Source organism: Salinibacterium sp. M195 (genome assembly GCF_019443965.1).
Classification (GTDB): Bacteria; Actinomycetota; Actinomycetes; order Actinomycetales; family Microbacteriaceae; genus Rhodoglobus.
Genome location: NZ_CP040814.1, coordinates 1,081,641 through 1,104,296 on the forward strand (window position 1 = coordinate 1,081,641; position 22,656 = coordinate 1,104,296).

Annotated in this window: 20 protein-coding genes; 10 read left to right on the forward strand and 10 right to left on the reverse strand. The window is 59.3% G+C overall.

The annotated features are described in order from the left end of the window. Positions 1-41 precede the first annotated feature (41 nt). The gene (locus FFT87_RS05180) at positions 42-1,298 is read left to right on the forward strand and encodes an ABC transporter substrate-binding protein (RefSeq protein ID WP_219950269.1); all 1,257 of its coding nucleotides are present in this window, start codon (positions 42-44) and stop codon (positions 1,296-1,298) included. A 172-nt stretch (positions 1,299-1,470) separates the two neighbouring features. Next, positions 1,471-2,748, forward strand: coding sequence for an ABC transporter substrate-binding protein (locus tag FFT87_RS05185; RefSeq protein WP_219950270.1), 1,278 nt, complete (start codon positions 1,471-1,473; stop codon positions 2,746-2,748). A gap of 371 nt (positions 2,749-3,119) precedes the next feature. Here the strand turns inward: FFT87_RS05185 and FFT87_RS05190 are convergent, their stop codons facing one another. From FFT87_RS05190 to FFT87_RS05205, 4 genes are read right to left on the reverse strand one after another with little or no spacing between them, the layout of a single operon-like run. Further along, positions 3,120-3,857 carry an ABC transporter ATP-binding protein gene (locus FFT87_RS05190; RefSeq protein ID WP_219950271.1) on the reverse strand — a complete coding sequence of 246 codons (738 nt, stop codon included), beginning with the start codon at positions 3,855-3,857 and terminating at the stop codon, positions 3,120-3,122. After that, complete coding sequence (locus FFT87_RS05195; protein ID WP_370628571.1) at positions 3,854-4,828, reverse strand: ABC transporter ATP-binding protein; 975 nt, start codon at positions 4,826-4,828, stop codon at positions 3,854-3,856. Before FFT87_RS05195 ends, FFT87_RS05190 begins: the two co-directional genes overlap by 4 nt. After that, positions 4,818-5,798, reverse strand: a complete 981-nt coding sequence (locus FFT87_RS05200; RefSeq protein ID WP_219950272.1) for a branched-chain amino acid ABC transporter permease — start codon at positions 5,796-5,798, stop codon at positions 4,818-4,820. Before FFT87_RS05200 ends, FFT87_RS05195 begins: the two co-directional genes overlap by 11 nt. Positions 5,799-5,807: 9 nt before the next feature. After that, positions 5,808-7,088 carry a branched-chain amino acid ABC transporter permease gene (locus FFT87_RS05205; RefSeq protein ID WP_219950273.1) on the reverse strand — a complete coding sequence of 427 codons (1,281 nt, stop codon included), beginning with the start codon at positions 7,086-7,088 and terminating at the stop codon, positions 5,808-5,810. A gap of 279 nt (positions 7,089-7,367) precedes the next feature. Here FFT87_RS05205 and guaB point away from each other — a divergent pair, with 279 nt between their 5' ends. After that, the gene (guaB, locus tag FFT87_RS05210) at positions 7,368-8,870 is read left to right on the forward strand and encodes an IMP dehydrogenase (RefSeq protein ID WP_219950274.1); all 1,503 of its coding nucleotides are present in this window, start codon (positions 7,368-7,370) and stop codon (positions 8,868-8,870) included. A 120-nt stretch (positions 8,871-8,990) separates the two neighbouring features. Here the strand turns inward: guaB and FFT87_RS05215 are convergent, their stop codons facing one another. The 3 genes from FFT87_RS05215 to FFT87_RS05225 all read right to left on the reverse strand — a co-directional run bounded on the left by FFT87_RS05215 (position 8,991) and on the right by FFT87_RS05225 (position 11,501). Beyond that, positions 8,991-9,797 carry an ABC transporter permease subunit gene (locus FFT87_RS05215; RefSeq protein ID WP_219950275.1) on the reverse strand — a complete coding sequence of 269 codons (807 nt, stop codon included), beginning with the start codon at positions 9,795-9,797 and terminating at the stop codon, positions 8,991-8,993. Continuing rightward, positions 9,794-10,708 carry an ABC transporter ATP-binding protein gene (locus FFT87_RS05220; protein ID WP_219950276.1) on the reverse strand — a complete coding sequence of 305 codons (915 nt, stop codon included), beginning with the start codon at positions 10,706-10,708 and terminating at the stop codon, positions 9,794-9,796. The genes FFT87_RS05215 and FFT87_RS05220 overlap by 4 nt, the downstream gene beginning before the upstream one ends. An 82-nt stretch (positions 10,709-10,790) precedes the next feature. Continuing rightward, entirely contained in the window at positions 10,791-11,501 is a 711-nt protein-coding gene (locus FFT87_RS05225) for a TetR family transcriptional regulator (RefSeq protein ID WP_219950277.1), read from the reverse strand. 97 nt (positions 11,502-11,598) lie between these two features. On the opposite strand from FFT87_RS05225, the gene FFT87_RS05230 reads away from it, so the two are divergent. The 5 genes from FFT87_RS05230 (at position 11,599) to guaA (ending at position 17,402) form a co-directional block, all read left to right on the forward strand. After that, positions 11,599-12,720: a GuaB3 family IMP dehydrogenase-related protein gene (locus FFT87_RS05230; protein WP_219950278.1), complete on the forward strand. Its 1,122-nt coding sequence runs from the start codon at positions 11,599-11,601 to the stop codon at positions 12,718-12,720. Positions 12,721-12,792: 72 nt separating this feature from the next. Beyond that, entirely contained in the window at positions 12,793-14,538 is a 1,746-nt protein-coding gene (locus FFT87_RS05235; RefSeq protein WP_219950279.1) for a glycerol-3-phosphate dehydrogenase/oxidase, read from the forward strand. Continuing rightward, positions 14,535-15,347 carry an SURF1 family protein gene (locus FFT87_RS05240; RefSeq protein ID WP_255560067.1) on the forward strand — a complete coding sequence of 271 codons (813 nt, stop codon included), beginning with the start codon at positions 14,535-14,537 and terminating at the stop codon, positions 15,345-15,347. The genes FFT87_RS05235 and FFT87_RS05240 overlap by 4 nt, the downstream gene beginning before the upstream one ends. A gap of 4 nt (positions 15,348-15,351) precedes the next feature. After that, a complete protein-coding gene (locus FFT87_RS05245) occupies positions 15,352-15,810 on the forward strand; it encodes a DUF3817 domain-containing protein (protein ID WP_219950280.1) in 459 nt (152 codons plus the stop codon). Next, a complete protein-coding gene (gene guaA / locus FFT87_RS05250; protein WP_219950281.1) occupies positions 15,807-17,402 on the forward strand; it encodes a glutamine-hydrolyzing GMP synthase in 1,596 nt (531 codons plus the stop codon). The genes FFT87_RS05245 and guaA overlap by 4 nt, the downstream gene beginning before the upstream one ends. Positions 17,403-17,479: 77 nt before the next feature. On the opposite strand, the gene FFT87_RS05255 is transcribed toward guaA, so the two are convergent. The 3 genes from FFT87_RS05255 to FFT87_RS05265 form a co-directional block, all read right to left on the reverse strand. Further along, a complete protein-coding gene (locus tag FFT87_RS05255) occupies positions 17,480-18,289 on the reverse strand; it encodes a Bax inhibitor-1/YccA family protein (protein ID WP_219950282.1) in 810 nt (269 codons plus the stop codon). Positions 18,290-18,368: 79 nt separating this feature from the next. After that, on the reverse strand, positions 18,369-18,878 hold the full coding sequence (locus tag FFT87_RS05260) for a hypothetical protein (RefSeq protein ID WP_219950283.1): 510 nt from the start codon (positions 18,876-18,878) through the stop codon (positions 18,369-18,371). Beyond that, positions 18,868-19,158 carry a DUF4190 domain-containing protein gene (locus tag FFT87_RS05265; protein ID WP_219950284.1) on the reverse strand — a complete coding sequence of 97 codons (291 nt, stop codon included), beginning with the start codon at positions 19,156-19,158 and terminating at the stop codon, positions 18,868-18,870. Before FFT87_RS05265 ends, FFT87_RS05260 begins: the two co-directional genes overlap by 11 nt. Positions 19,159-19,233: 75 nt before the next feature. Between FFT87_RS05265 and FFT87_RS05270 the strand changes: the two genes are divergently transcribed. Both FFT87_RS05270 and FFT87_RS05275 read left to right on the forward strand, forming a co-directional pair. Then, positions 19,234-20,235 carry a glycerophosphodiester phosphodiesterase family protein gene (locus tag FFT87_RS05270; protein WP_219950285.1) on the forward strand — a complete coding sequence of 334 codons (1,002 nt, stop codon included), beginning with the start codon at positions 19,234-19,236 and terminating at the stop codon, positions 20,233-20,235. Between the two features lie 12 nt (positions 20,236-20,247). Beyond that, positions 20,248-22,656, forward strand: a complete 2,409-nt coding sequence (locus tag FFT87_RS05275) for an ATP-dependent helicase (protein ID WP_219950286.1) — start codon at positions 20,248-20,250, stop codon at positions 22,654-22,656.

Below are 22,656 nucleotides of genomic sequence, written 5' to 3' on the forward strand. Positions count from 1 at the left end.
TGCCGCTTTCTGTTTTCGTGCGGCAGATAGGAGCGACTCTGATGACATCCACACCCGTTGGATCACGTGTGTCGCTGCGAACCCGCCGAGGGTTCACGGTAATTGCTGGTGCGCTCGCTGCAATTCTGGTGCTGAGCGGATGCTCGGTCGCTGAGACACCAGAAGAAGTTCCAGCGCCCAAAGACTTAGCCCTCACCATCGGAGCGTTGGTTCCAGAGTCTGGATCGCTCGAGAAGTTTGGTCCCGCGGTTTCGGCAGCGATTGCGCTTGCGGCTCAAGACGTCAACGACGCCAACGTCAAGTTGACGGTCACCATTGAGTCTCGCGACTCTGGCGACTCGACGGGAACGACGGCTGAGGATGCGGCGACAGCGCTGCTTGAGGCTAAGGCGACCGTGATTATCGGCGGTTTGTCGAATGGCGTCTCCAAGAAAGTGATTGACCAGATCACCGGAGCGGGCGTGGTTGAGATTTCGCCTGCCAACGATTCGCCTGACTTCTCCAACTATGACGACAGCATGTTGTACTGGCGCACCTCCCCATCCTGCGCGCTCGAAGGTTCTGCCCTGGGAGCCGAGATGGCTGAGCGCGTCGACGGTTCTATCGCGATCCTGTCGGAGGACGTGCTCTGCGGACCTCTCCTTCCGCGTGCAATTGGAGAGACTTTCCAACGCGGCGGCGGTGAGATTCTCTCTCAAGAGACGATCGACGAGAAAGCTACCGGTCTCGACGACCAGATCGCCGCAGCGATTGCCGCGAAACCGGATGCCGTAGCCATTGTGGGGTCGACCCAAGCAGAGAAAATTGCGAAGGCCTTTATCGCTGCCGGTTACACCGGTGATCAACTGTTCTTCAGCGGGCTGTCGCTGGGTGAGCGTGGCTCTGGATTCGCCGCCGGAAGCCTGACTGGTTCGATCGTCACGCATCCGGGCCTCGAAATATCGACCATCTCGGATTTCACGAATCGACTTCTCGAAATTAACCCGAGTCTCAAAGACTTCAGCTACGCGGCTGAGAGCTATGACGCGGTGATTTTGGCAAGCCTCGCAGCGTTAGCGGCTCAAAAGGTCACGGGCAAGGCGATATCAGGCAAGCTCCAAGAAGTCTCTGGCGGTACCGGAGAAGGCACAGTTGCAACGACGTTTGAGGATGCCGCGAAAATCATTCTTGCGGGCGACGCCGTAGATTACGACGGTGTTTCGGGTCCGATAACCCTGAGTGACAATGGCGATCCGCAGGGTGCCATTATTGGCATCTACCAGTACGGTAGCGACAACGTGTACACCCGGATCAACTAAGTAACATCTGCGTTTCTGAAGAGTCTACGAATGGTAACGATTCTTAAAGAGTGTTACAAGGCTGTAGTACTGGCGTATTGTGCGGACGTCCCGAGTGGGCATAGCTTGACAGTGTGGTGACAATGCAGTGCCACATTTGATTCCTGAACACATTCGAAACGCAAGGAGCAACATGAGCGTATTCGCCAAGGCTACGGCCTCCCCATCACGGTCTAAGCGGACCATGTTGAGCGGTCTCGCCATTGTCGGTGCAAGCGCACTGGTATTGGCTGGCTGTGCAACTTCCGACGGAGACACTTCCACTGGTAACGAGGGCGGTGAGCTTGCCCTGAAGCTGGGAACGGCCCTTCCCGTAACCGGTAACCTCGCATTCCTCGGCCCACCCGAGATCGCCGGTACCGAGTACGCAGCGTCGCAGGTAAACGAAGCCGATGCAGGCATCCAGATCGAACTGATTCAGGGTGACTCCGGCGACACCGACAACAAGGCATACGAGACTGAGATCCCTCGCCTGCTCGGTGAAGACGTTTCCGCAATTCTTGGTGCAGCATCCTCGGGTGTTTCGCTTCAGTTCATTGACCAGGTGGTTGGCGCTGGAGTAATCCAGTTCTCGCCGGCAAACACCTCGGCCGCATTCACGGACTACGACGACAAGGGCCTGTACTTCCGTACCGCTCCTTCCGACGTTCTCCAGGGTGAGGTTCTCGGTAACCTGATCGCTGCAGATGGTCACGAGACCCTCGGCATGGTCGTGCTCAACGACTCCTACGGAACCGGCCTCGCCAAGTTCACGCAGGAAGCGTTCGAAGCTGCTGGTGGAGAGGTTGTTTCACAGCCGACCTACAACACCGGTGACACCACGTTCGATGCTCAGATCTCAGAAGTTCTTGCTGCTGACCCTGACGCCATCGCGCTGATCACCTTCGAAGAAGTTTCGACCATGCTTCCGAGCATTGTTAGCGGATTCCCCGCCGAGAACCTCTACTTCGTAGACGGTAACCTTGCGAACTTCGCTGACGAATTTGCTCCCGGTACCCTCGCTGGTGCCAAGGGCACCTTGCCTGGTCTCAGTGTCGACACGATTGCGGACTTCACTTCTGCAGTCAACGACTTCTGGGTCGAGTCGGGACAGCCTGAACTCACCGAGTTCAGCTACGCAGCAGAGTCGTACGACTCGGTCATCTTGCTCGCCCTCGCATCGCTCGCAGCCGGTTCGACGGACCCTGCAGCGATCGCCGAGAAGCTTCAAGAAGTATCGGGTGGTTCGGGTAACGGCGAGAAGTGCACCACCTTCGCCGACTGTGCAGAAATCATCAACAATGGCGACGTAGCTGACTACGACGGCATCTCTGGTCCGATTGAGTTCAACGAACTTGGTGACCCCACCAAGGCAAAGGTTGGAATTTACCAGTACGGTGACGACAACACCTACAGCGCGTACAACGGCTGATAACCGCTAAACATCGCTAAGTATCGCTAAGCGAAAGGCCCCAACCCCTCACGGGATTGGGGCCTTTTCGCGCGCTCGGGGATGTGGCGACAGTTGGCGCACGCGCGCAGCGGTCGGCGCCCTCACCGAAATCCCTGATGAGGCCGTTAGGGGCACCGTGGGGGAGCGAACGGATCGGGCCCCCGGCTCCAAGCCGGACGGGCGCCCTCCGGGGGTCGTACGGGGCCGTACAGGGCCGCGCGACGTGCGGAAGCTCGCAGTTGGTGGGGCTCTCGCAGCCGGTATGTTCTCGTACTTTGCGGGTAACGCACTGATGCCCCGCCCGAGAGAACCAGGGCGGGGCATCAGCAAAACTGCTGGGTAGTGCGGGCTTAGGTGCCGAGGGTTCCGAGGTAGAGCCCGATGACCTTGGGATCATTCAGCAACTCACGCCCGGTACCTTCATAGGCGTCATGGCCCTGGTCAAGGACGTAGCCGCGGTCACAGATCTGCAGACAACGACGTGCGTTCTGCTCCACCATGATGGTCGTGACGCCGGCCTTGTTGATCTCCGAAACCCGGATGAATGCTTCGTCTTGCTTCACCGGTGACAAGCCAGCGGATGGCTCATCAAGAAGCAATACGTGCGGATCCATCATGAGTGCCCGAGACATGGCGACCATCTGTCGCTCCCCACCAGAGAGCGAACCCGCGCGCTGCTTGAGGCGCGGCTTCAGCTCGGCGAAGATTCCCGTCACAAATTCGAGACGCTCATCATAAATTTTGGGGTTTTGGTACAACCCCATTTGAAGGTTCTCTTCGATCGTCAAGCTCGGGAAAACGTTGTTGTTCTGGGGAACAAAACCAACTCCGCGCGCGACAAGCTTGTTCGCCTTGAGCCCGGTGATGTTATCGCCGTTCAAAGTGATCGAACCGCCACGCACTTGCACTTGACCAAAAATGGCCTTGAGTAGCGTCGACTTTCCTGCGCCGTTCGGCCCGATGATTCCGATGAGCTCGCCGGGATTAGCGACCAAATTACAGTCGTTCAGGATGTCGACTCCGGGGAGGTAGCCCGCAGTCAAGTCCTTGACGTGGACAACCGCATTCTCGGTAGGGATCGCGTTCACTTGCGGGGCTCCTTGCGCTTAGCGATTTTGGCGTCGAGTTCTTCGACTTCAGCAGCCAAATCGATCGCGGCCGTGTTCAGTTCGCCTTCGATGCGCCCGGTGACGATACCGAGGTCCACATCTTGATGCGACCCGAGGTAAGCGTCGATGACAGCCTGATTCTTCATGACCTCATCGGGCGGACCCTCAGCAACTACTTGACCTTCGGCCATCACGATCACCCAGTCGGCAATGTGGCGAACCATGTGCATGTCGTGCTCGACGAAGAGCACAGTCATGCCTTCATCCTTCAAATCGAGGATGTGGTCAAGCAAGGACTGCGTGAGCGCCGGGTTGACGCCAGCCATCGGCTCATCAAGCATCACGAGCGTCGGTTCGCTCATGAGTGCTCGCGCCATCTCGAGGAGCTTGCGCTGTCCGCCGGAAAGGCTGGCAGCGAAGTCGGACGATTTAGCGTCGAGCTTGAACTTCTTGAGCAGAACCTCCGCGCGAGCCTCGATTTCAGCCTCTTGCTTGCGCCAGAGGGCAGGAATCATCCCGCGGAAAATGTTTTCCCCGATTTGATTCTTCGCGCCGAGCTTCATGTTCTCCAGCACGGTCAAGAGCCCGAGAGCCTTTGTCAGCTGGAATGTTCGTACTTGACCGAGTCGGGCTACCCTGTGGGCACCCATTCCGGCAAGCGAGTGCCCGTCGAATGTCCACTTGCCTTCGTCTGGCTTATCGAAGCCCGTCAAAAGATTAAACAGTGTGGTCTTTCCGGCACCGTTTGGTCCGATCAAGGCGGTGATGGCGTTCCGAGGAATCTCCACGTGGTCAACGTTTACCGCGGTGAGTCCGCCGAAGGTTCGGCGGATTCCATCAGCAATGATGATGGGGTCGACCTTGGCAACTCCGGGAACGATATCGCCCTTGTGGAGCCCCGTAGTTTTAGCGCGTTGCACCGGCGCAGCCGGTGTGTCGTTATTTGACAAAGGTCAGCTCCTTCTTATTGCCGAGGATGCCCTGTGGTCGATAAATGACCAGCAACATCAGCGCCACACCTACCAGGATGAAACGCACCGTCTGCGACTGCGTCGTGGTCATGAACGGCAGCAAGCCGATGTTGACCATGGCGGGGAGCAGGTTGCTCAATAGGGTTTGAACGCCCCAGAAGATCACCGAACCGATAATGGGCCCGAAGATCGTGGCGGCGCCACCCAGCAACAGCGCGGTATACACGAAGAACGTCAGTGACGTCACGTACACGCCTGGGTTCACTGACGCGGGAAGAGCGTAAATAATTCCTCCCATCGCACCGAATACACCACCGAGCATGAGCGACTGCAGCTTGTAGGAGAAGACGTTCTTTCCGAGGGCGCGCACGGCATCCTCGTCTTCGCGGATTCCCTTGATGACGCGACCCCAGGGGCTGCGCATAACCGTCCACAGGATCAATGCAGCAAGCGCAAGAATCGCGATACCGAAGATGCGAACCCACCAGCCATTCGCGTTGTACACCCACGGACCGAAGCCATAGGTGCCATCGGGAATCGGGTTGAACGCGCGGAAGCTAGCGTGATATCCGCTCAGTCCATCGGCTGATCCGGTGTACTTATCGAACGTCGTCGTGAGGAACAACAGGCGAACGACCTCGGCTGCCGCGATCGTCACGATGGCCAGGTAGTCACCACGCAGACGAAGGGTAGGAATACCGAGGATGAGGGCGAATATTAGTGATCCGCCGATACCGACGAGCATTCCACCCCACCACGGAAAACCGAAGGTGAGGATAGAGATCGCGTAGCCATAGGCACCGATCGCCATGAAGGCGGCCATACCCATGTTGAGCAAACCGGTGAAACCGAAGTGCATAGCAAGCCCGAGCGCCGCGAGGGCGTATCCGATCGTTGCTGGTGCAATCAGTGATGACCCGGTGTTGGAGAGAATTTGCAGAATATCCATGAGCGGCCCCTAACCTATTCTCTCAGAGCGACCGAGGATGCCCTGCGGTCTGAACAACAAGATGACGATAAGCACGACAAGCGCGCCGACATACTTCAGGTCGGATGGAATGAAGAGGCTCGAAGTCTCGACGAGGATTCCGACAATGATCGAACCGACCAATGCACCGAATGCTGTGCCGAGACCACCAAGGGTGACAGCAGCAAACACGAGGAGCAGGATCTGCGCGCCCATATCCCAGCGGATGCCGGGGCGGAAGTAAGCCCACAGCACACCGGCGAGACCGGCCATCGCTGCGGCCAGAATCCAGACAACGCGGACAACCTGGTCAACGTCGATACCGGAGGCAGCAGCCAGCGACGGGTTGTCAGAGACTGCACGAGTCGCCTTACCAATCTTCGTCTTGACCAACCACCACGCGAAGATGCAGATCACGACAATGCTGATGACCATGCTGATCATGTTGGTTTGGCTTAGCGAAACCGAGCCGAAGAGGGGGATGTCAGGCGAATCTGAGCCGGGGAGCTGTTCCGTGCCGCCTCCGCGGAAGTACTGGAACGTGTAGCGCAATGCCAGCGAGAGACCGATCGAAACGATCATCAGCTGAACGACACCAACTCCCTTCTTGCGCAGCGGTTTCCAGAGCCCGGCATCGAGAGACCACCCGAAGCCGGCACTGAGGAGTACGGCGAGGGGTATCGCAATCCATATGGGCCAACCAAGGTCGACCGACACTATGAGCGCCATCACGGCGCCGAACGTCACCATTTCCGCGTGTGCGAAGTTGGAAAGGCCGGTGGTGCCGTAAACGAGCGAGATGCCGATGGCAGCAAGGCCAAGCATCAAACCGAAGTTGAGGCCGTTGACGATGCGCTCGACGAACTGGTCGACGAAGCTGGTGACGTTACGTTCACCGCGACCAATGAAGAAGTTCATCACTGTCGAGCCGCTTGGCCCGATCATCGCTTCTTTGACGTTGGGGGTGTCATCGTCGCCGATTTCATCAATCACCGCGATGCCGTCTGGCAGCGTTGATTCGTCTAGCGTGACGCTGAACTCGTCGCCTTCTGGCACGCCAACTTTCCACTGGCCTTCGGCATCCGTCTCAACCTCAACCTCGTAGCCGCCGCCGGAGATGGTGAGAAGTACACCCTCCAACGGTTCGCTATTGAGCTTGACGTTTCCGATGATGCTGTTGTCGTATTCGTCAACATTCACTTCATCGGCGAGAGCAGGCATTGCCATAAGGGAGAAAGCTGCGGAGAGGGCGACGATGAGTGCGACAAACACTCCGCGTCTATTTCTCCGTCGCGTGCGGCGATATTCCGCTGTGTTCACAGGACCTCCAGAAAGGGACCCAGCAGGAATCAAGAATCCCGCGGGTTCTGATGTGTCGACGGCATTGACGACATTTGCCGATTGCTCCCGACATGCAACAGCTAGTCGGGTACAAAGCGGTGAGGCTATTATGCGCGGGAATGTTCTCATGGGAAACCCGTTAATATTGAATGACCGCAGATTTAACACGAGATCGCCGGTTTCACACTCCCGGGGCAAGGAAGATTTAACATGGAACAGCATGACCCATTTGGATTCGTCGGACTGACTTATGACGACGTCATGCTTTTGCCCGGCCACACCGACGTTATTCCGAGCGAGGCCGACACAAGTTCGCTTCTAACCCGCAGAATTAGGCTGTCTTCGCCGCTAATTTCGTCGGCAATGGACACAGTCACTGAGGCACGGATGGCGATCGCTATGGCACGAAATGGCGGTCTCGGCGTACTGCACAGGAACCTATCGATCGACGATCAGGCCGCGTTCGTTGACAAGGTCAAACGCAGCGAGTCTGGAATGATTACCAATCCGGTAACAACTACGCAACAAGCCACTTTGGCCGAGGTTGACGCGCTCTGTGGCCAGTTCCGCATCTCGGGCGTACCCGTGATCGAAGACGACGGAACGCTCGTCGGAATCGTCACCAACCGCGATATGCGCTTCATTGAACCGGAAGACATGGACTCGACACTCGTGCGGGATGTCATGACGGTAATGCCGCTCATCACTGCCCGGGTCGGTATCGACCGCGACGGTGCAATAGCGCTGCTCAACAAGCACAAGATCGAAAAGCTGCCCCTCGTCGATGACGAGGGCAAGCTGATCGGGCTCATCACGGTGAAAGACTTCGAGAAGACCGATCAGTACCCCAACGCCACCAAAGATGATGAAGGACGCCTTCGCGTTGGCGCGGCCATCGGATTCTTTGGCGATGCATGGGAGCGTGCCGAACGACTTCGCGATGCTGGCGTCGATGTCATTGTCGTTGATACCGCGAACGGTGAGTCGGCAGGCGTTATCGACATCGTTCGACGCCTCAAGGCTGATTCCTCGTTCGACGCCATCGACGTGATCGGCGGCAACGTCGCCACTCGTGCTGGCGCACAGGCTCTGATCGATGCTGGTGTGGATGCCGTCAAGGTGGGCGTCGGCCCAGGATCTATCTGTACAACTCGCGTCGTCGCCGGTGTCGGGGTGCCTCAGGTCACTGCTGTCTACGAAGCGTCTCTGGCCGCCAAGCCTGCCGGCATCCCCGTGATCGCCGATGGCGGGCTTCAGTATTCTGGCGATATCGCGAAAGCACTCGTCGCCGGCGCAGATACCGTCATGCTCGGTTCGTTGCTCGCCGGAACTGATGAGAGCCCCGGCGACCTCATCTTCCTCAACGGCAAGCAGTTCAAGAGCTATCGCGGCATGGGGTCACTCGGCGCGATGCAAACCCGCGGCAAGAAGACGTCCTACTCTCGCGACCGCTACTTTCAGGCGGATGTTCCGTCCGACGATCAACTGATCCCTGAAGGTATCGAAGGCCAGGTTCCCTATCGTGGGCCGGTCTCCACCGTGATGTACCAGTTGCTCGGCGGACTTCGCCAGTCGATGTTCTACACGGGAGCCCGCACTATCGAAGAGCTGCAAATGAAGGGTAAGTTCGTGCGGATCACCGCCGCCGGGCTAAAAGAGTCACACCCCCACGACATCCAGATGGTCGTTGAAGCACCGAACTACCGTCGCTAGGAGTCGCACGCGACCTGACCGTTGCGCCAGGAGCTGGGCGAGCTAGACACGCAGAAGGCCTGCTCGAGCAGTAGCTCGGCAGGCCTTCGCTGTTCTTGGCTTGGCTTCTCGCGCGCCGCTCTAGGCGGAAATGTCTCGGCGGTTGAAGATGACTCCTCCGATGACGAGTACGAGGGCTGAAATCCCGTAGATCAGGCCGAGCGAGCCCCAGTCGGCGCCATCGCTCAATGGTGTGTTGCCAAACGCCCAGTGATAGGGCGAGAGGTTGTGCAGCCAATCGAGATCCGCGCTCTGGTTAGCAACGGAATTGAGTACGTAGCCGAAGAGCGCAATGCCGGCGGCGGCGGCAGAGGCGAAGGCGCGACGACCAGTAATTGCGCCTATTGCAAGGCCGAAGCTCGCCGAGAGGATCCCCAGCCCGAGGAGGGCGACCGTGCCAGCGAGGATGTCCGCCGGTTCGAGAGCGACCCCCGATGGCTCGTTGAGGATCAGCATGAGTATAAACACGACCGCAGCGAGCCACACCAGACGAAGGATGACGGCGAGGCTGCGTTCACTCATGATCTGCACGCGAGAAACTCCGTGCGCCATCGTGAGTTCTAGCGAGCCAGATTCTTCGTCGCCAGCGATTGCTGCTGAACTCCAGAGCGTCGCGGCAATGACGATGAGCGCGAACCCGAGAAGTCCATAGGCGGTTGCTTGAACATACCCGGCTCCGCTGGAGAGGTCTTGGAAGCCAAGGGTGCTCGCAAGGCCGTCGGGGAGAGATTTGATGACGTCTTCGAAGCCAGCATCCTCTCCAGAGAATGACGAATACAGCGGAACGTACAGGAGGACTACGGCCGCCATTCCTAGAGTCCAGCCGAGAAGGCCGTGCCAAGAATCAGCGAGTGAGCGCCGTGTGAGGGGAAGGATGCTGGTGCTCATTTCTTTGCCTCATTCGAGTAGAGGTTGATAACCGAAGATTCGAGATCTTGTTCTTCGACCCGAAGGTCGACAACGTGGAACGGGGCGATCGCCTTGACGAGCGCATCGATGTGCCCCTCGACGGTGCCGGTGACCTGAACGATGTCTCCGTCAACGACAGTGAGGTCGTCAAGTTGGGGCAGCGCAACGAGAGTCGTGCGGATGAGGTCGGCTGAGACATCCGTGAAGTCGATTACGACACGGCGCACGGCGCTCGCTCGCAGGCTGGCGACATCGCCGACAGTGACGATCTTTCCATTGCGGAGCACCGCTACCTGGTCTGCCGCGCTCTGGATCTCGCTCAGCACGTGAGAGCTGAGAAAGACAGTTTGGCCATTGTTTTGGGCTTCGCGAACCATGCTGAGGAACTCTTGCTGCATGAGGGGGTCGAGCCCGCTTGTCGGCTCGTCGAGCACGAGGAGTTTCGGTTCGTGCATGAAGGCTTGCACGAGTCCGAGTTTCTGCTTGTTGCCTTTTGAGAGTTTGCGCACGTGGCGGCTGAGATCGAGGCCAAGACGCCCGGCGAGCTCGTCGATGCGTCCTGGGCTTACGCGTCCGCTTATCTCGGCGTAGTGCTTGAGTAGTGAGCGGCCGGTGACGCGACCTTCGAGAAGGAGCTCTCCTGGTAGGTAGCCGATATCGGTGCGGAGGTGAGCTCCACCTTCGATGGGGGAGCGGCCGAGCACGGTTGCATGACCAGAAGTGGGGCGGAGGATGTCGAGCAGCAAGCGCATGGTTGTGGTTTTGCCGGCGCCATTAGGGCCGATCATGCCAAAAACACTTCCTGTCTCGACAGCGAGATCCATACCGTCGAGGGCTGTGTGGCTGCCGAAGCGCTTGGTTAGCGCTCGAGTTTCAATTGCGTATGTCATGTGAGGGGCCGAAGCCCGGTCCTTTCGCTGAAGCGGAAAGCGAGGGGTGTGCTGGTGATGGAATTGGTGGACTGGCGTGTGGTCAATTGCTCGCGGTCGCGGCGGGCTGCGAAGGCGGGTCCGAATCAGGATCGTGCACGTGGCGTTGGGCGTTGAGCGAGTTGTGCGCGGCGTTGCTTGCATCGCGGGCCGCGGTGAGGGTGCTGTCGTCGGTGTAGAGGCCCTCGGTGTAGATCTCGAGTGCGGCATTGCCCATGCGGCTCAGGGTTTCGAGGCTGAAGCGATCGCTGCCGAGCGCGCGGGCGATGTGGCTTTGCAAGATCAGCGTGCCAAGACTGTGAGTGACAAGCAGCACGGCTCGGGCATGGGCATCGGTGCTCGGTCGCATCTGATCGTGGGAAACGCCTTCGTCGACGAGGTCGGTAGTCATCGTGACTAGGCGATCGAAAATCTCGATTCCCGCGTCAGAGTCATCGGTGAACAGTCGGGTGAGGTAGTTGAGCCATGGTTGGTAGGCGTCGAGGTCGGAGTACCAGTCATTGAGTGTTGCAGAGATGTCGCTTTCGCCGATTCCCTTTTTGAGCTGGGTGAGTTCAGTGATGATGAATTCGTCGCACGCCCGCTTGAGCTCACGCATGCTTCCGAAGTGGTGGATGACGAGTCCGGCGCTGACCCCTGCCTCTGTGGCGACGGCGCGGGCGCTTGTCGCGGCGAAGCCTCGCTCTCCGATGAGCAAGATCGTGGCGTCGCGGATTCGAGCCCGTGTTGTGGAATCGTCTTTTGTTGAACGCATGTTTAATAAACTAAACGAGTGTTTAGCAAAGATCAAGCGGGATCGCCCATCACTCGGCGACCCTGCACCGGCAATCCCCAGCCGGTAGGCTGGACGAGTGAATGATTTTGAGATTGGCCGGGCCAAGCGCGCTCGCCGCGTCTACTCCTTTGATGACATCGCGATCGTGCCATCGCGCCGCACGCGAGACCCCCGCGATGTCTCGGTGAGCTGGACGATTGACGCGTACACCTTCGACATCCCGGTAATCGCGGCCCCCATGGACTCCGTGGTCTCACCGGCAACCGCCATCGCGATGGGCAAGCTCGGCGGCCTCGGAGTGCTTGACCTTGAAGGGCTGTGGACTCGCTACGAGAACCCCGAACCCGTGCTCGCAGAAATCCGCACGCTTCCCACCGATCAGGCGACTGCACGCATGCAGCAGTTGTACTCCGAGCCGATTAAACCCGAGCTCGTAACTCAACGTCTCGCCGAAATTCGCGAAGCCGGAGTGCCAGTCGCCGGCGCGCTGAGCCCGCAGCGCACAAAAGAACTTCACCAGACCGTCGTCGACGCCGGAGTCGACCTGTTCGTCATCCGCGGCACCACGGTCAGCGCCGAACACGTCTCCAAGACCACTGAGCCCCTCAACCTTAAAGAGTTCATCTACGAACTCGACGTCCCCGTGATCGTGGGAGGCGCCGCGACCTACACGGCAGCGCTGCACCTCATGCGCACCGGTGCCGCCGGCGTTCTCGTCGGATTCGGCGGAGGAGCCTCAAGCACCACCCGAACTGCCCTCGGAATTCATGCCCCCATGGCAACCGCCGTTGCGGACGTTGCTGGCGCTCGCCGTGACTACATGGACGAGTCCGGTGGTCGTTACGTGCACGTCATCGCTGACGGCGGCCTCGGCACGAGCGGCGACATCGTGAAAGCAATTTCTGTTGGCGCAGATGCCGTGATGCTCGGCAGCGCTCTCGCGCGCGCAACCGAAGCTCCCGGTGGTGGCTACCACTGGGGTCAAGAGGCGCACCACTCCGAACTCCCTCGCGGAAATCGCGTTGAGGTTGGCCAGCTTGCTCCGCTCGCTGAGATTCTCAACGGGCCATCGTCGCACCCCAACGGCCAGTCAAACCTCGTCGGTGCACTGCGCCGCTCGATGGCAACGACCGGCTACTCCGACCTGAAAGAGTTCCAACGCGTCGACGTTGTCGTCGCTCCCTACAACACGCTGTAGCTGACACGCACGGCGGTACCCCGGTGAAGCAACTCACAGGGAGAGGTCAGCGGCAGGCTGGAGGATTTGTTCATGGCAAAGGCTCAATCACAACCGCAGGCCCGATCAGTACCCCAGACAGCAGCATTGAACGCCGAACAACGCAGCGCAGCGATTGCGGCGCTGAGGGAGACAGAACTCGACATCCTCGTCATCGGCGGTGGCATTGTCGGCACCGGAAGTGCTCTAGATGCCGTGACGCGTGGCCTCGCCGTGGGAATGGTCGAGGCGCGCGACTGGGCCTCTGGCACCTCTAGCCGGTCATCGAAGCTGGTGCACGGCGGCATCCGCTATCTCGAACAGCTCGATTTTCGGTTGGTACGGGAAGCTCTCAAGGAGCGCGGTTTGCTATTGCAGCGCCTCGCACCTCACCTCGTGCGGCCCGTGCGGTTTCTTTATCCCGTGACCAAGCCGATCTTTGAACGTCTCTATATCGGTGCGGGAATGTTGCTCTATGACCTGCTGAGCTACACGGGCGGTCGTCCGCCAGGAGTGCCGCATCACCGACATTTGACCCGTCGCCAAATGTTGCGTGCGGCACCAGGTCTGCGTGCTGATGCCTTTCGCGGCGGATTGACCTACTACGACGCTCAAGTGGATGACGCGCGCTACGTTTCGACGTTGGCACGCACCGCGAGCTTCTATGGCGCCCACGTGGCGAACCGAGTTCGAGTCGAAGACTTCGTCAAAGTTGGCGAGCGTGTTGTCGGAGTGATGGCTCACGATCTTGAGACCGGCGAGCGTTTCGAAATTCGCGCGAAGCAAGTCGTTAATGCGACCGGCGTCTGGACTGACGATACGCAGGCGATGGTGGGAGAGCGCGGGCAATTCAAGGTGCGGGCGTCGAAGGGGGTTCACCTCGTTGTGCCTCGCGATCGTTTCCAATCGAAATTGGGGCTTCTACTCCGCACCGAGAAAAGCGTTCTTTTCGTCATTCCGTGGGGCCGACACTGGCTGATTGGCACCACGGATACGGATTGGGATCTCGATAAAGCTCACCCGGCTGCTACGGCCGCCGACATCGACTATCTCCTCAAACATGTCAATAAAGTGCTGGCTGTGCCACTGACTCGAGACGATGTTGAAGGTGTCTACGCTGGCCTGCGGCCGCTGCTTGCCGGCGAGTCTGACCTAACATCCAAGCTCAGCCGCGAACACATCGTTACCCATAGCGTTCCGGGCCTCGTTGTCGTTGCAGGAGGCAAATGGACGACTTATCGCATCATGGCGCAAGATGCGGTGGATGCCGCTGTCGATGCCCTCGACGGCAAGATTCCCGCGAGCATCACCGAAGAGGTAGCGCTCCTCGGCGCTGAAGGTTACCGCGCCGCGTGGAACAAACGGGCCGCCATCGCTCGCACGTTCGGAGTGCACACATCACGAGTCGAGCACCTGTTGAACCGCTACGGGGTCTTGGCGACAGAAGTGCTCGAGCTAGTGCGCCACAACCCCGCCCTCGTCGAGGCGTTGCCGGGTGCCGATGACTACATCGCGGCCGAGGTCGTCTACGCAACGAGTCGTGAGGGTGCCATGCATCTCGATGATGTTCTGGCACGGCGAACTCGTATATCGATAGAGGCATGGGATCGCGGCGTCTCTGCTGCACCCGTCGCTGCTGGCCTGATGGCCAGTGTTCTCGGGTGGGATGACGCACGGACTGCGGTAGAGATTGAGCGCTACCTGCAGCGAGTGGACGCAGAGATTGCCAGCCAGCTGCAGCCCGATGATGAGTCCGCTGACAGGGTTCGGCTCGAAGCACCAGATATCGTTAGCGAGTGAGTACGCCCGTTTCCCCGCCCCCGGCACCTGCCGATCCTGTTCCCGTTCCCGCGACAATGTGGCAAATCGCGCGCCGGCCACGCTGGATTGGTGCCCTGATCCTGTCTCTCGCGATCGCGGCGAGTTTTGCGGCTCTTGGCCAATGGCAGTTGAGCCGCAGCCTTGAGGGTGGCGAAATCACCGAGAAGCAGAGCGAAACTGTTGTTCAGCTTGACTCCGTTGCCAGCGCTCAAGAGCCACTCGCGTCGGCGACGACCGGCCAATCGGTGCGGTTTGAGGCGGAGTTGGTCTCGGGCGACTATGTTGTGCTCTCCGATCGAAGGAACACCGACGGGATGGGTTACTGGGTCGTCGGTCATGGCATTGAGCCGAGCGGTGCGAGCATCGCCATCGCTCTGGGGTGGGCGCCGTCAATAGATGCTGCCGCATCCGCAATCGCTGAACTTGAATCATCCCCGCCGTCGTCGACGTTCACTGGTCGGCTGCTACCAACAGAATCTCCGCAACAATCAGACTTCGAGGCGGGAACGCGGAGTGCTCTGGCCGTATCCGAGCTCGTCAATATCTGGCAGGACGTGCCGGCCGGAACCTACGGTGGCTACGTGGTGAGTTTCGATGCGCCGGCCGGACTCGATGCGATCGATTCTCCGCCGCCATCGACGGAGGTTTCACTCAACCTCCTCAACGTCTTTTATGCGATCGAGTGGGTCGTCTTTGCGGGCTTCGCCATTTTCTTGTGGTACCGCCTCGTGCGGGATGTCTGGGAAGAAGAGCGCGAAGAACGTGACCCCGACACAGCCGTAGACTAGAGCTATGGCTCTCGGTCCCCGGCTTTCTGACTTTCCTCGCATTCGGCGCACGCTCGCTATCTACAAGGTGTCGTCGATCATCACCGGCAGTTTTCTGCTGGTGCTGTGCCTGATGATGTTTCTGCGGTATGGGCTCGGGGGCGATATCGAACTTAATGGTCCCGCCGGATTCCTCGCACTGACTCCCAAGATTCTTGTTCAGGGCATCAACGTATCGACGATAATTCTGGCGGTTCACGGCTGGCTTTACGTTTTCTATGTCGCGGCAGACTTCATTCTTTGGCGTCTAGCTCGCTTCTCGTTCTTGCGGTTCTTGTACATCGCCCTCGGTGGTGTCATCCCGTTGCTGTCGTTCTTCCTTGAGCGTCAGGTCCCTCGTTTCGTCAACGCGAAACTTGACCGTATTGAATCCGCTGCAGCTGCGAAAGCGGCGGGCGCTGACTCCGCAAAGGCTTCCGCATGACCGATTCCTCGGCCACATCCGCAGACACAAATGCTCGTCCCGTTCTCGTCGTCGATTTCGGCGCCCAGTACGCGCAGTTGATTGCGCGCCGCGTGCGCGAAGCCAACGTGTACAGCGAGATTGTTCCGCACACCATCACGGCGGCAGAGATCGCTGCTAAGAACCCGGCCGGGATCGTGCTGAGCGGTGGCCCTTCGAGCGTCTATGAGCCTGGCTCGCCCGATCTCGACCCCGGCATCCTCAAGCTCGGCGTTCCCGTCTTGGGCATTTGCTACGGCTTTCAGGTGATGGCCCGCCAACTCGGCGGCACCGTTGCTAAGACGGGACTGCGCGAATATGGCGCCACCGACATGAGCGTTCAGGGCAATGGCGGTTCGCTGCTCGGCGAACAACCCAACAAGCAGACGGTGTGGATGAGCCACGGCGACGCCGTGACCGAAGCTCCAGAAGGTTTTGACGTCTTGGCCAGCAGCGAGGCAACTCCGGTTGCCGCGTTCGCGAGCAAGGAACGCGGTCTCTACGGCGTGCAGTGGCACCCCGAAGTGAAGCACTCTGAGTTCGGTCAGGCAGTACTCGAGAACTTCCTGCACGATGCTGCCGGCATTCCTGCCGACTGGAACAGCGGAAACGTCATCACCGAACAGGTTGCGCGCATTCGTGAACAGGTCGGTTCGGCTCGCGTAATCTGTGGTCTCTCCGGCGGAGTCGACTCCGCTGTGGCGGCCGCGATCGTGCACAAGGCCGTCGGAGACCAACTCGTCTGCATCTTCGTTGACCATGGTTTGCTGCGTCAGGATGAGCGCCGCCAGGTTGAAGAAGACTACGTCGCCTCGACCGGTGTGCGTCTCGTTACCGTCGATGCCGTTGACCAGTTCATGGATGCTCTCGCCGGAGTCACCGACCCCGAGACGAAGCGCAAGATCATTGGCCGCGAATTCATCCGCAGCTTCGAAAATGCTGCCGAAGCTCTCGTGCTCGAGACGCAGGGCAGCGAAGACACCGTCAAGTTCCTCGTTCAAGGAACGCTGTACCCGGATGTTGTGGAGAGTGGCGGAGGAACCGGCACCGCGAACATCAAGAGTCACCACAACGTCGGTGGGCTTCCCGAAGACTTGCAGTTCGCTCTCGTAGAGCCGCTGCGCACCCTGTTCAAGGACGAAGTGCGCGCGATCGGCCGCGAGCTTGGATTGCCGGAGGTCATTGTTGGCCGCCAGCCGTTCCCTGGCCCCGGCCTCGGCATCCGCATTATCGGTGAAGTCACCCACGACCGTCTTGAGCTGCTGCGCAAGGCGGATGCGATTGCTCGCGCCGAACTCACCGCAGCAGGTCTCGACGACACCATCTGGCAGTGCCCCGTTGTGCTTCTCGCCGACGTTCGTTCGGTGGGCGTTCAGGGCGATGGTCGTACCTACGGTCACCCGATCGTGTTGCGCCCCGTGTCATCCGAAGATGCGATGACCGCCGACTGGACGCGCCTGCCGTACGACGTGCTCGCAAAGATTTCTAACCGCATCACCAACGAGGTGGATGGGGTAAACCGGGTGGTTCTCGACGTTACGTCGAAGCCACCGGGAACGATTGAGTGGGAGTAACCCGCTAACGCGAAAGCCCCCGTCACCCGGCTGTTGCCGAGGTGACGGGGGCTTTGTCGTTACTAGGCCGCGGTTTGTTAGTCCCGAAGGATTGAGAAGAAGCGCAGCAGTTCGAGGTACAGCCAGATGACGGTGATCATGATGCCGAAGGCACCCTTCCAGCCGAAAGCCCGAGGTGCGCCGCTTGCTGCACCTTTTTGGATGAAGTCGAAGTCGAGCACGAGGGAATACGCGGCCATGATGACGACGAGCACACCGAGAACAACGCCGAAGGGGATTCCGATGAAGGGAATCTCAGCGCTGCGGAGGCCGAATGCATCGTCTGTGGCACCAGTGGCCATCATGACGACGTTGACGAGCGAGAAGATTACGTAGCCGACCATCGCGATCAGGAAGACCTTGGTGGCCTTCTTCGACGCGCGGATCTTGCCGCTCGCGAAGAGCGCAAGGGTCACACCGACGACAATAATTGTCGCAATAACGGCCTGAGTGACGACCCCGCCGTACGCATTCTCGTAGAACCGCGAGATTCCTCCGACGAAGACTCCTTCAACGGCAGAGTATGCCAGGACAAGGGCCCCGGAAGGCTGCTTCTTGAAAATATTGACCAGAGCGAGAACGAAACCGACGAGGCCAGCACCGATCCAGAGCAGCGGAAGGGAGGGCGAGATTACCCAGCTGATTGCAGCGCCAACGAGGAGAAGCGCGAACGCTCCCACTGTCTTGGCAATGGTGTCTTCGACGGTCATGACGTCACCGGAGGCAGGCGGTGCCTCGCGGTTGTACATGTCGTTGAGCTGCTGGTTGGATACCTGGTTCGCTACGGCGATTCCGCCGCGCGAGCTAAAAGCAGCATCGCGGGAGAAAGCGGGGTTATTGAGTGCCATGATTCCTCTGTTTGGTGTGGTGTCACACGTTAGTGACGCACCCCCAAAACTACCGGAGTTCGCTGAGAAATTCCGCTTTTCAGCGCCGTTTGGCTGCGCTCTGAGCGATCAATCGCGCCAGCCACGCAGCCGCGACGATGACAACCGCAGAAATAGCGAGTGCCTCAGGCATTGAGGTGTACTCCTGATAGAACTGCGGCAGGATCACGCCGTTAGCAATCGGGAGAGCCAGAGCGAGGTACGCGATGAGTGGTCGGTGCCGAACGATGAGCCAACAGAGGAACGGGATAGTTAGAGTCCACATCGACATGGGGCCGGTAAGCATGAGCCAGATCTGGGTGATGGTGGGGAGAATGACGATCATCCGGCGCCAGCCTCGAGCGGGCATGATTGACCAGCCGACGGCTGTCGACACGGTGCCGATGAGCAGAATGATGAGGGTGTAGTTGTTGGCGCCTTGCAGGTGCATTGCCCCGGCGATGATGAGGACGAGCCCGGCAAAGTAGCGATCGTTGTAGTTGCCCCACTTCAGTGGGAGGCGCCGCGCGGGCTCCCAGCGGCGCGGGAGTGCTGACGCCCTACTGGTCATTGGTGAGTAGCGAATACAGAACAACGCCCCAGACGACGAGCCACACGTAGCCGAGAACGGTCGCCACGCGCGCCATGACGAGTCCGCGTTCTCCGGTTTCTTTGATCTGCCTAATGGCGAGGTGCCCGAAAAGGAGGGCAGGAGCGCCGCCGATTGCGGCGAGAACGAGCGCGAGAATAGCAAGCGGGCTTGTTCGCGCAGCGACAGGCGGGGCAGGGCGCACGACATCCGCCGAGAGCGGTTCGCCGCAATTGATGCAGAAATTCCACTTCGGATTCACGGGTGCAGAGCACGAGGAACATTCGGGCATACCCAAATATTAGCCGCAGCCGAACTTCAGCATATTCTTGAGTCGATGAGCACCACCATTCGCCCGCTAGTGATCGGGCACCGCGGGGCAAGCGGCTACCGCCCAGAACACACCAGAGCTGCCTACAACCTTGCGTTCACGCTGGGGGCGGATGCCGTGGAGCCTGACATTGTGGCCACCAGAGACGGTGTGCTGGTGTTGCGCCACGAGAACGAGATCTCGGGAACGACGAACGTGGCCGATCATCCCGAGTTTGCGGACCGCCGCACGTCAAAGACGATCGATGGAACGGTGATGAGTGGCTGGTTCACAGAAGACTTCACCTGGGAAGAACTCAGTACCCTCCGTGCCAGAGAGCGACTTCCCGAAGTGCGCCAAGCGGGCACGACCCACAACGACAGCGAACCGCTACTACGACTAAGCGACCTGCTTGACCTCGTGGATCAGCATCCCGAAGCGCAGCGCCGGCAGCTGCAGGTCGTGGCAGAGATCAAACACGCTACCTACTTTGCTTCGATTGGACTGCCGCTCGACGAACTCTTTGCCCGTGAGATGACGGGGTGGGCGACAGCCGACAACCTGATTGTCGAATCCTTCGAGCAGAGTGTTTTGCACGGCATCCGCGATCGTGGTGTTCCGGGCAAACTCGTTTTCTTGCTCGAATCGACGGGGGCTCCCTCAGATCTGGTTGCACGCTTCGGTTCACGGGCACGCAGTTTTGCGGATCACTTGACTGCTGACGGACTGGCGCAGTTAGCGCGCGAAGTTGACGGAATCAGCGTAGATAAGAAAATGCTGATGCTCAAAGACCTCGCAGGCAACCTCACGGGAACTAATGACCTCGTTGATCGCGCCCACGCCGCCGGGCTTCTCGTCTTTTGTTGGACTTTGCGAGCGGAAAACCGCTTCTTGCCTAAGAACCTGCGATCGAGCAAACAGCCGGAACAGTTTGGCGATTGGCTTGGCGAGTTTCGCATCATCATGGATTCCGGACTTGACGGAGTTTTCGCCGATCAACCCGACCTCGCCGTCACTGCACGCGGGTAGAGTCGAGGGGCCATGACGACAGTTTTTGACCCCTCTGACCCAGGCCGTTCCGCCGACGGCGACTCCGTGCGCGACCCCCTGCTTGAAGGGCTCAACCCCCGTCAACGTGAGGCAGTGGAATATCGCGGCCCTTCGCTGCTGATCGTGGCCGGTGCTGGCTCAGGCAAAACGAGTGTGCTCACGCGACGAATTGCCGGGCTGTTGCGCTCGCGAGAAGCGTGGCCGAGCGAGATCCTCGCGATCACCTTCACCAACAAAGCCGCGGCCGAGATGCGCGAACGGGTCGCCGCCATCGTGGGTAATACTGCGGAGGGAATGTGGATTTCAACCTTCCACTCTGCGTGCGTGCGCATACTTCGTCGCGAGGCAGAAGCATTCGGTTTCTCCAAAAACTTCACCATCTACGACTCAGCCGACAGCAAAGCGTTGCTCAAGCGGATCCTCAAGGAACTCGACGCCGACATGTACGGGTTAACCGTCAGCAAGGTCGCTAACCGTATCTCGGGGCTCAAAAACGAGCTAACCGACGTCGATGGTTTCGCTCGAGATGCCAACCTGAGCGACCCGGCAGAGAAGAAATTTCTTGAAGTCTTTCGTCGCTACACGCGCGGGCTCAGCGACGCCAATGCGTTTGACTTCGATGACCTCATCGGCCAAACCGTGTATTTGTTCCGGGCGTTCCCGCACATTGCGGCCACCTACCAGCGTCGCTTCAAACACATTCTGGTAGACGAGTATCAGGACACCAACCACGCGCAATACTCGTTGATTCGCGAACTGACGAGACCGCCAGCTCCCGAACAATTCGAGACTTCACAGGGAGTGCTCGTGCAGGGCGGCGGCGCCGAAGGAGAGGCCGCGTCACTGACTGTTGTTGGTGACAGCGACCAGTCCATTTATGCGTTCCGCGGCGCCGACATCCGCAACATCGTGGAATTCGAACGAGACTTTCCCCGTTCGACAGTGATCTTGCTTGAACAAAACTACCGTTCGACGCAGACCATTCTGGATGCTGCCAACGCGGTGATCTCGAACAATTTCGATCGCAAAGACAAGAAGCTCTTCACGACAATCGGGGAGGGCGACAAGATTGTTGGCTTCACCGGCTATTCAGGTCATGACGAGGCGCAGTTCATTGCGGATGAGATCCAAAAGCTTCACGATGAGGGCGTCGCCTACAAAGACGTTGCTGTTTTCTATCGCACCAACTCGCAGACGCGTGCACTGGAAGAGATCTTCATTCGCGCCGCCCTTCCCTACCGTGTGCTTGGCGGAACGAAGTTCTACGAGCGTGCGGAAATCAAAGACGCTTTTGGTTACCTGATCACGGTGGCAAATCCGGCGGATCCGCTGGCCCTGCGTCGCATCATGAACACCCCAAAACGTGGCATTGGTCCGGCGACAGAGTCGGCACTGCAGGCGTGGGCAGATGATCGGGGCATGACCCTCCGCGACGCGATGCGTAACGCGGGTGAGCTGGGTCTTGGCCCGAAGGTCACCAAGGCGATTATTGACCTGGCGCGGTTGCTTGATGACGTCATGGCGAAGGTCGAGACTGCTAAGCCCGCCGACATCCTCACTGAACTGCTCGATGGTTCTGGCTATGTTCGGGCGTTGCGGGCATCGCTCGATCCGCAGGATGAGGCTCGTGCCGAAAACGTCGACGAACTCATTGCGGTGACGAAGGAATTCGGAAAGAACAACCCTGACGGCACACTGCTCGACTTCCTCACCGAGGTCTCGCTTGTCGCGGCAGCCGATGATCTGGATGATTCGAGCGGAACTGTCTCGCTCATGACGCTCCACACGGCCAAGGGTCTTGAGTATGACGCGGTGTTCTTGACCGGCGTTGAAGAAGACCTGTTGCCGCACCGCATGTCGGCAAACGAGCCAGGGGGGCCAGCGGAAGAGCGTCGGCTGTTCTACGTGGGAATCACCCGTGCTCGCAAACGACTGTTCCTCTCGCTCGCGATGACCCGTGCCCAGTTCGGCGAAGTAAATGTGGCGATGCCGAGCCGCTTCCTGCAAGAGATTCCCGCCGACCTGATCGAATGGAAGCAGTCGCCGGGCATGTCGAATTCGCGGGACAGCTCGCAATCTCGGTCGCTCAATGCGCGTCGTGGCGCCGGCAGCGGCAGCGGAGGCTCTTGGGCAGGCTCGCTGCGCTCAGCTGCCGCCGGGGGTTCGCCGCCCGCCCTTCCGCGCGCGAAAACCGAATGGGCTAGCCCGATAACGGCAACCGTTCGCGACAACGGTGACTTAACACTGGCGGCGGGCGACCGCATCCGTCACACTGATTTTGGCGATGGCTCGGTAAACCAAGTGACCGGGAACGGTCCGAAGAGTATTGCTGACGTTCAATTCGATACCGCCGGGCGCAAACGCCTCCTGATCAAGATTGCTCCTATTGAGAAACTTTGA

Coding starts and splice junctions, on each gene's coding strand:
- FFT87_RS05180 (WP_219950269.1), top strand. CDS start 42: ATGACATCCACACCCGTTGGATCACGTGTGTCGCTGCGAACCCGCCGA.
- FFT87_RS05185 (WP_219950270.1), top strand. CDS start 1,471: ATGAGCGTATTCGCCAAGGCTACGGCCTCCCCATCACGGTCTAAGCGG.
- FFT87_RS05200 (WP_219950272.1), bottom strand. CDS start 5,798: ATGGATATTCTGCAAATTCTCTCCAACACCGGGTCATCACTGATTGCA.
- guaB (WP_219950274.1), top strand. CDS start 7,368: ATGGAACAGCATGACCCATTTGGATTCGTCGGACTGACTTATGACGAC.
- FFT87_RS05215 (WP_219950275.1), bottom strand. CDS start 9,797: ATGAGCACCAGCATCCTTCCCCTCACACGGCGCTCACTCGCTGATTCT.
- FFT87_RS05220 (WP_219950276.1), bottom strand. CDS start 10,708: ATGACATACGCAATTGAAACTCGAGCGCTAACCAAGCGCTTCGGCAGC.
- FFT87_RS05225 (WP_219950277.1), bottom strand. CDS start 11,501: ATGCGTTCAACAAAAGACGATTCCACAACACGGGCTCGAATCCGCGAC.
- FFT87_RS05235 (WP_219950279.1), top strand. CDS start 12,793: ATGGCAAAGGCTCAATCACAACCGCAGGCCCGATCAGTACCCCAGACA.
- FFT87_RS05245 (WP_219950280.1), top strand. CDS start 15,352: ATGGCTCTCGGTCCCCGGCTTTCTGACTTTCCTCGCATTCGGCGCACG.
- guaA (WP_219950281.1), top strand. CDS start 15,807: ATGACCGATTCCTCGGCCACATCCGCAGACACAAATGCTCGTCCCGTT.
- FFT87_RS05255 (WP_219950282.1), bottom strand. CDS start 18,289: ATGGCACTCAATAACCCCGCTTTCTCCCGCGATGCTGCTTTTAGCTCG.
- FFT87_RS05260 (WP_219950283.1), bottom strand. CDS start 18,878: ATGACCAGTAGGGCGTCAGCACTCCCGCGCCGCTGGGAGCCCGCGCGG.
- FFT87_RS05270 (WP_219950285.1), top strand. CDS start 19,234: ATGAGCACCACCATTCGCCCGCTAGTGATCGGGCACCGCGGGGCAAGC.
- FFT87_RS05275 (WP_219950286.1), top strand. CDS start 20,248: ATGACGACAGTTTTTGACCCCTCTGACCCAGGCCGTTCCGCCGACGGC.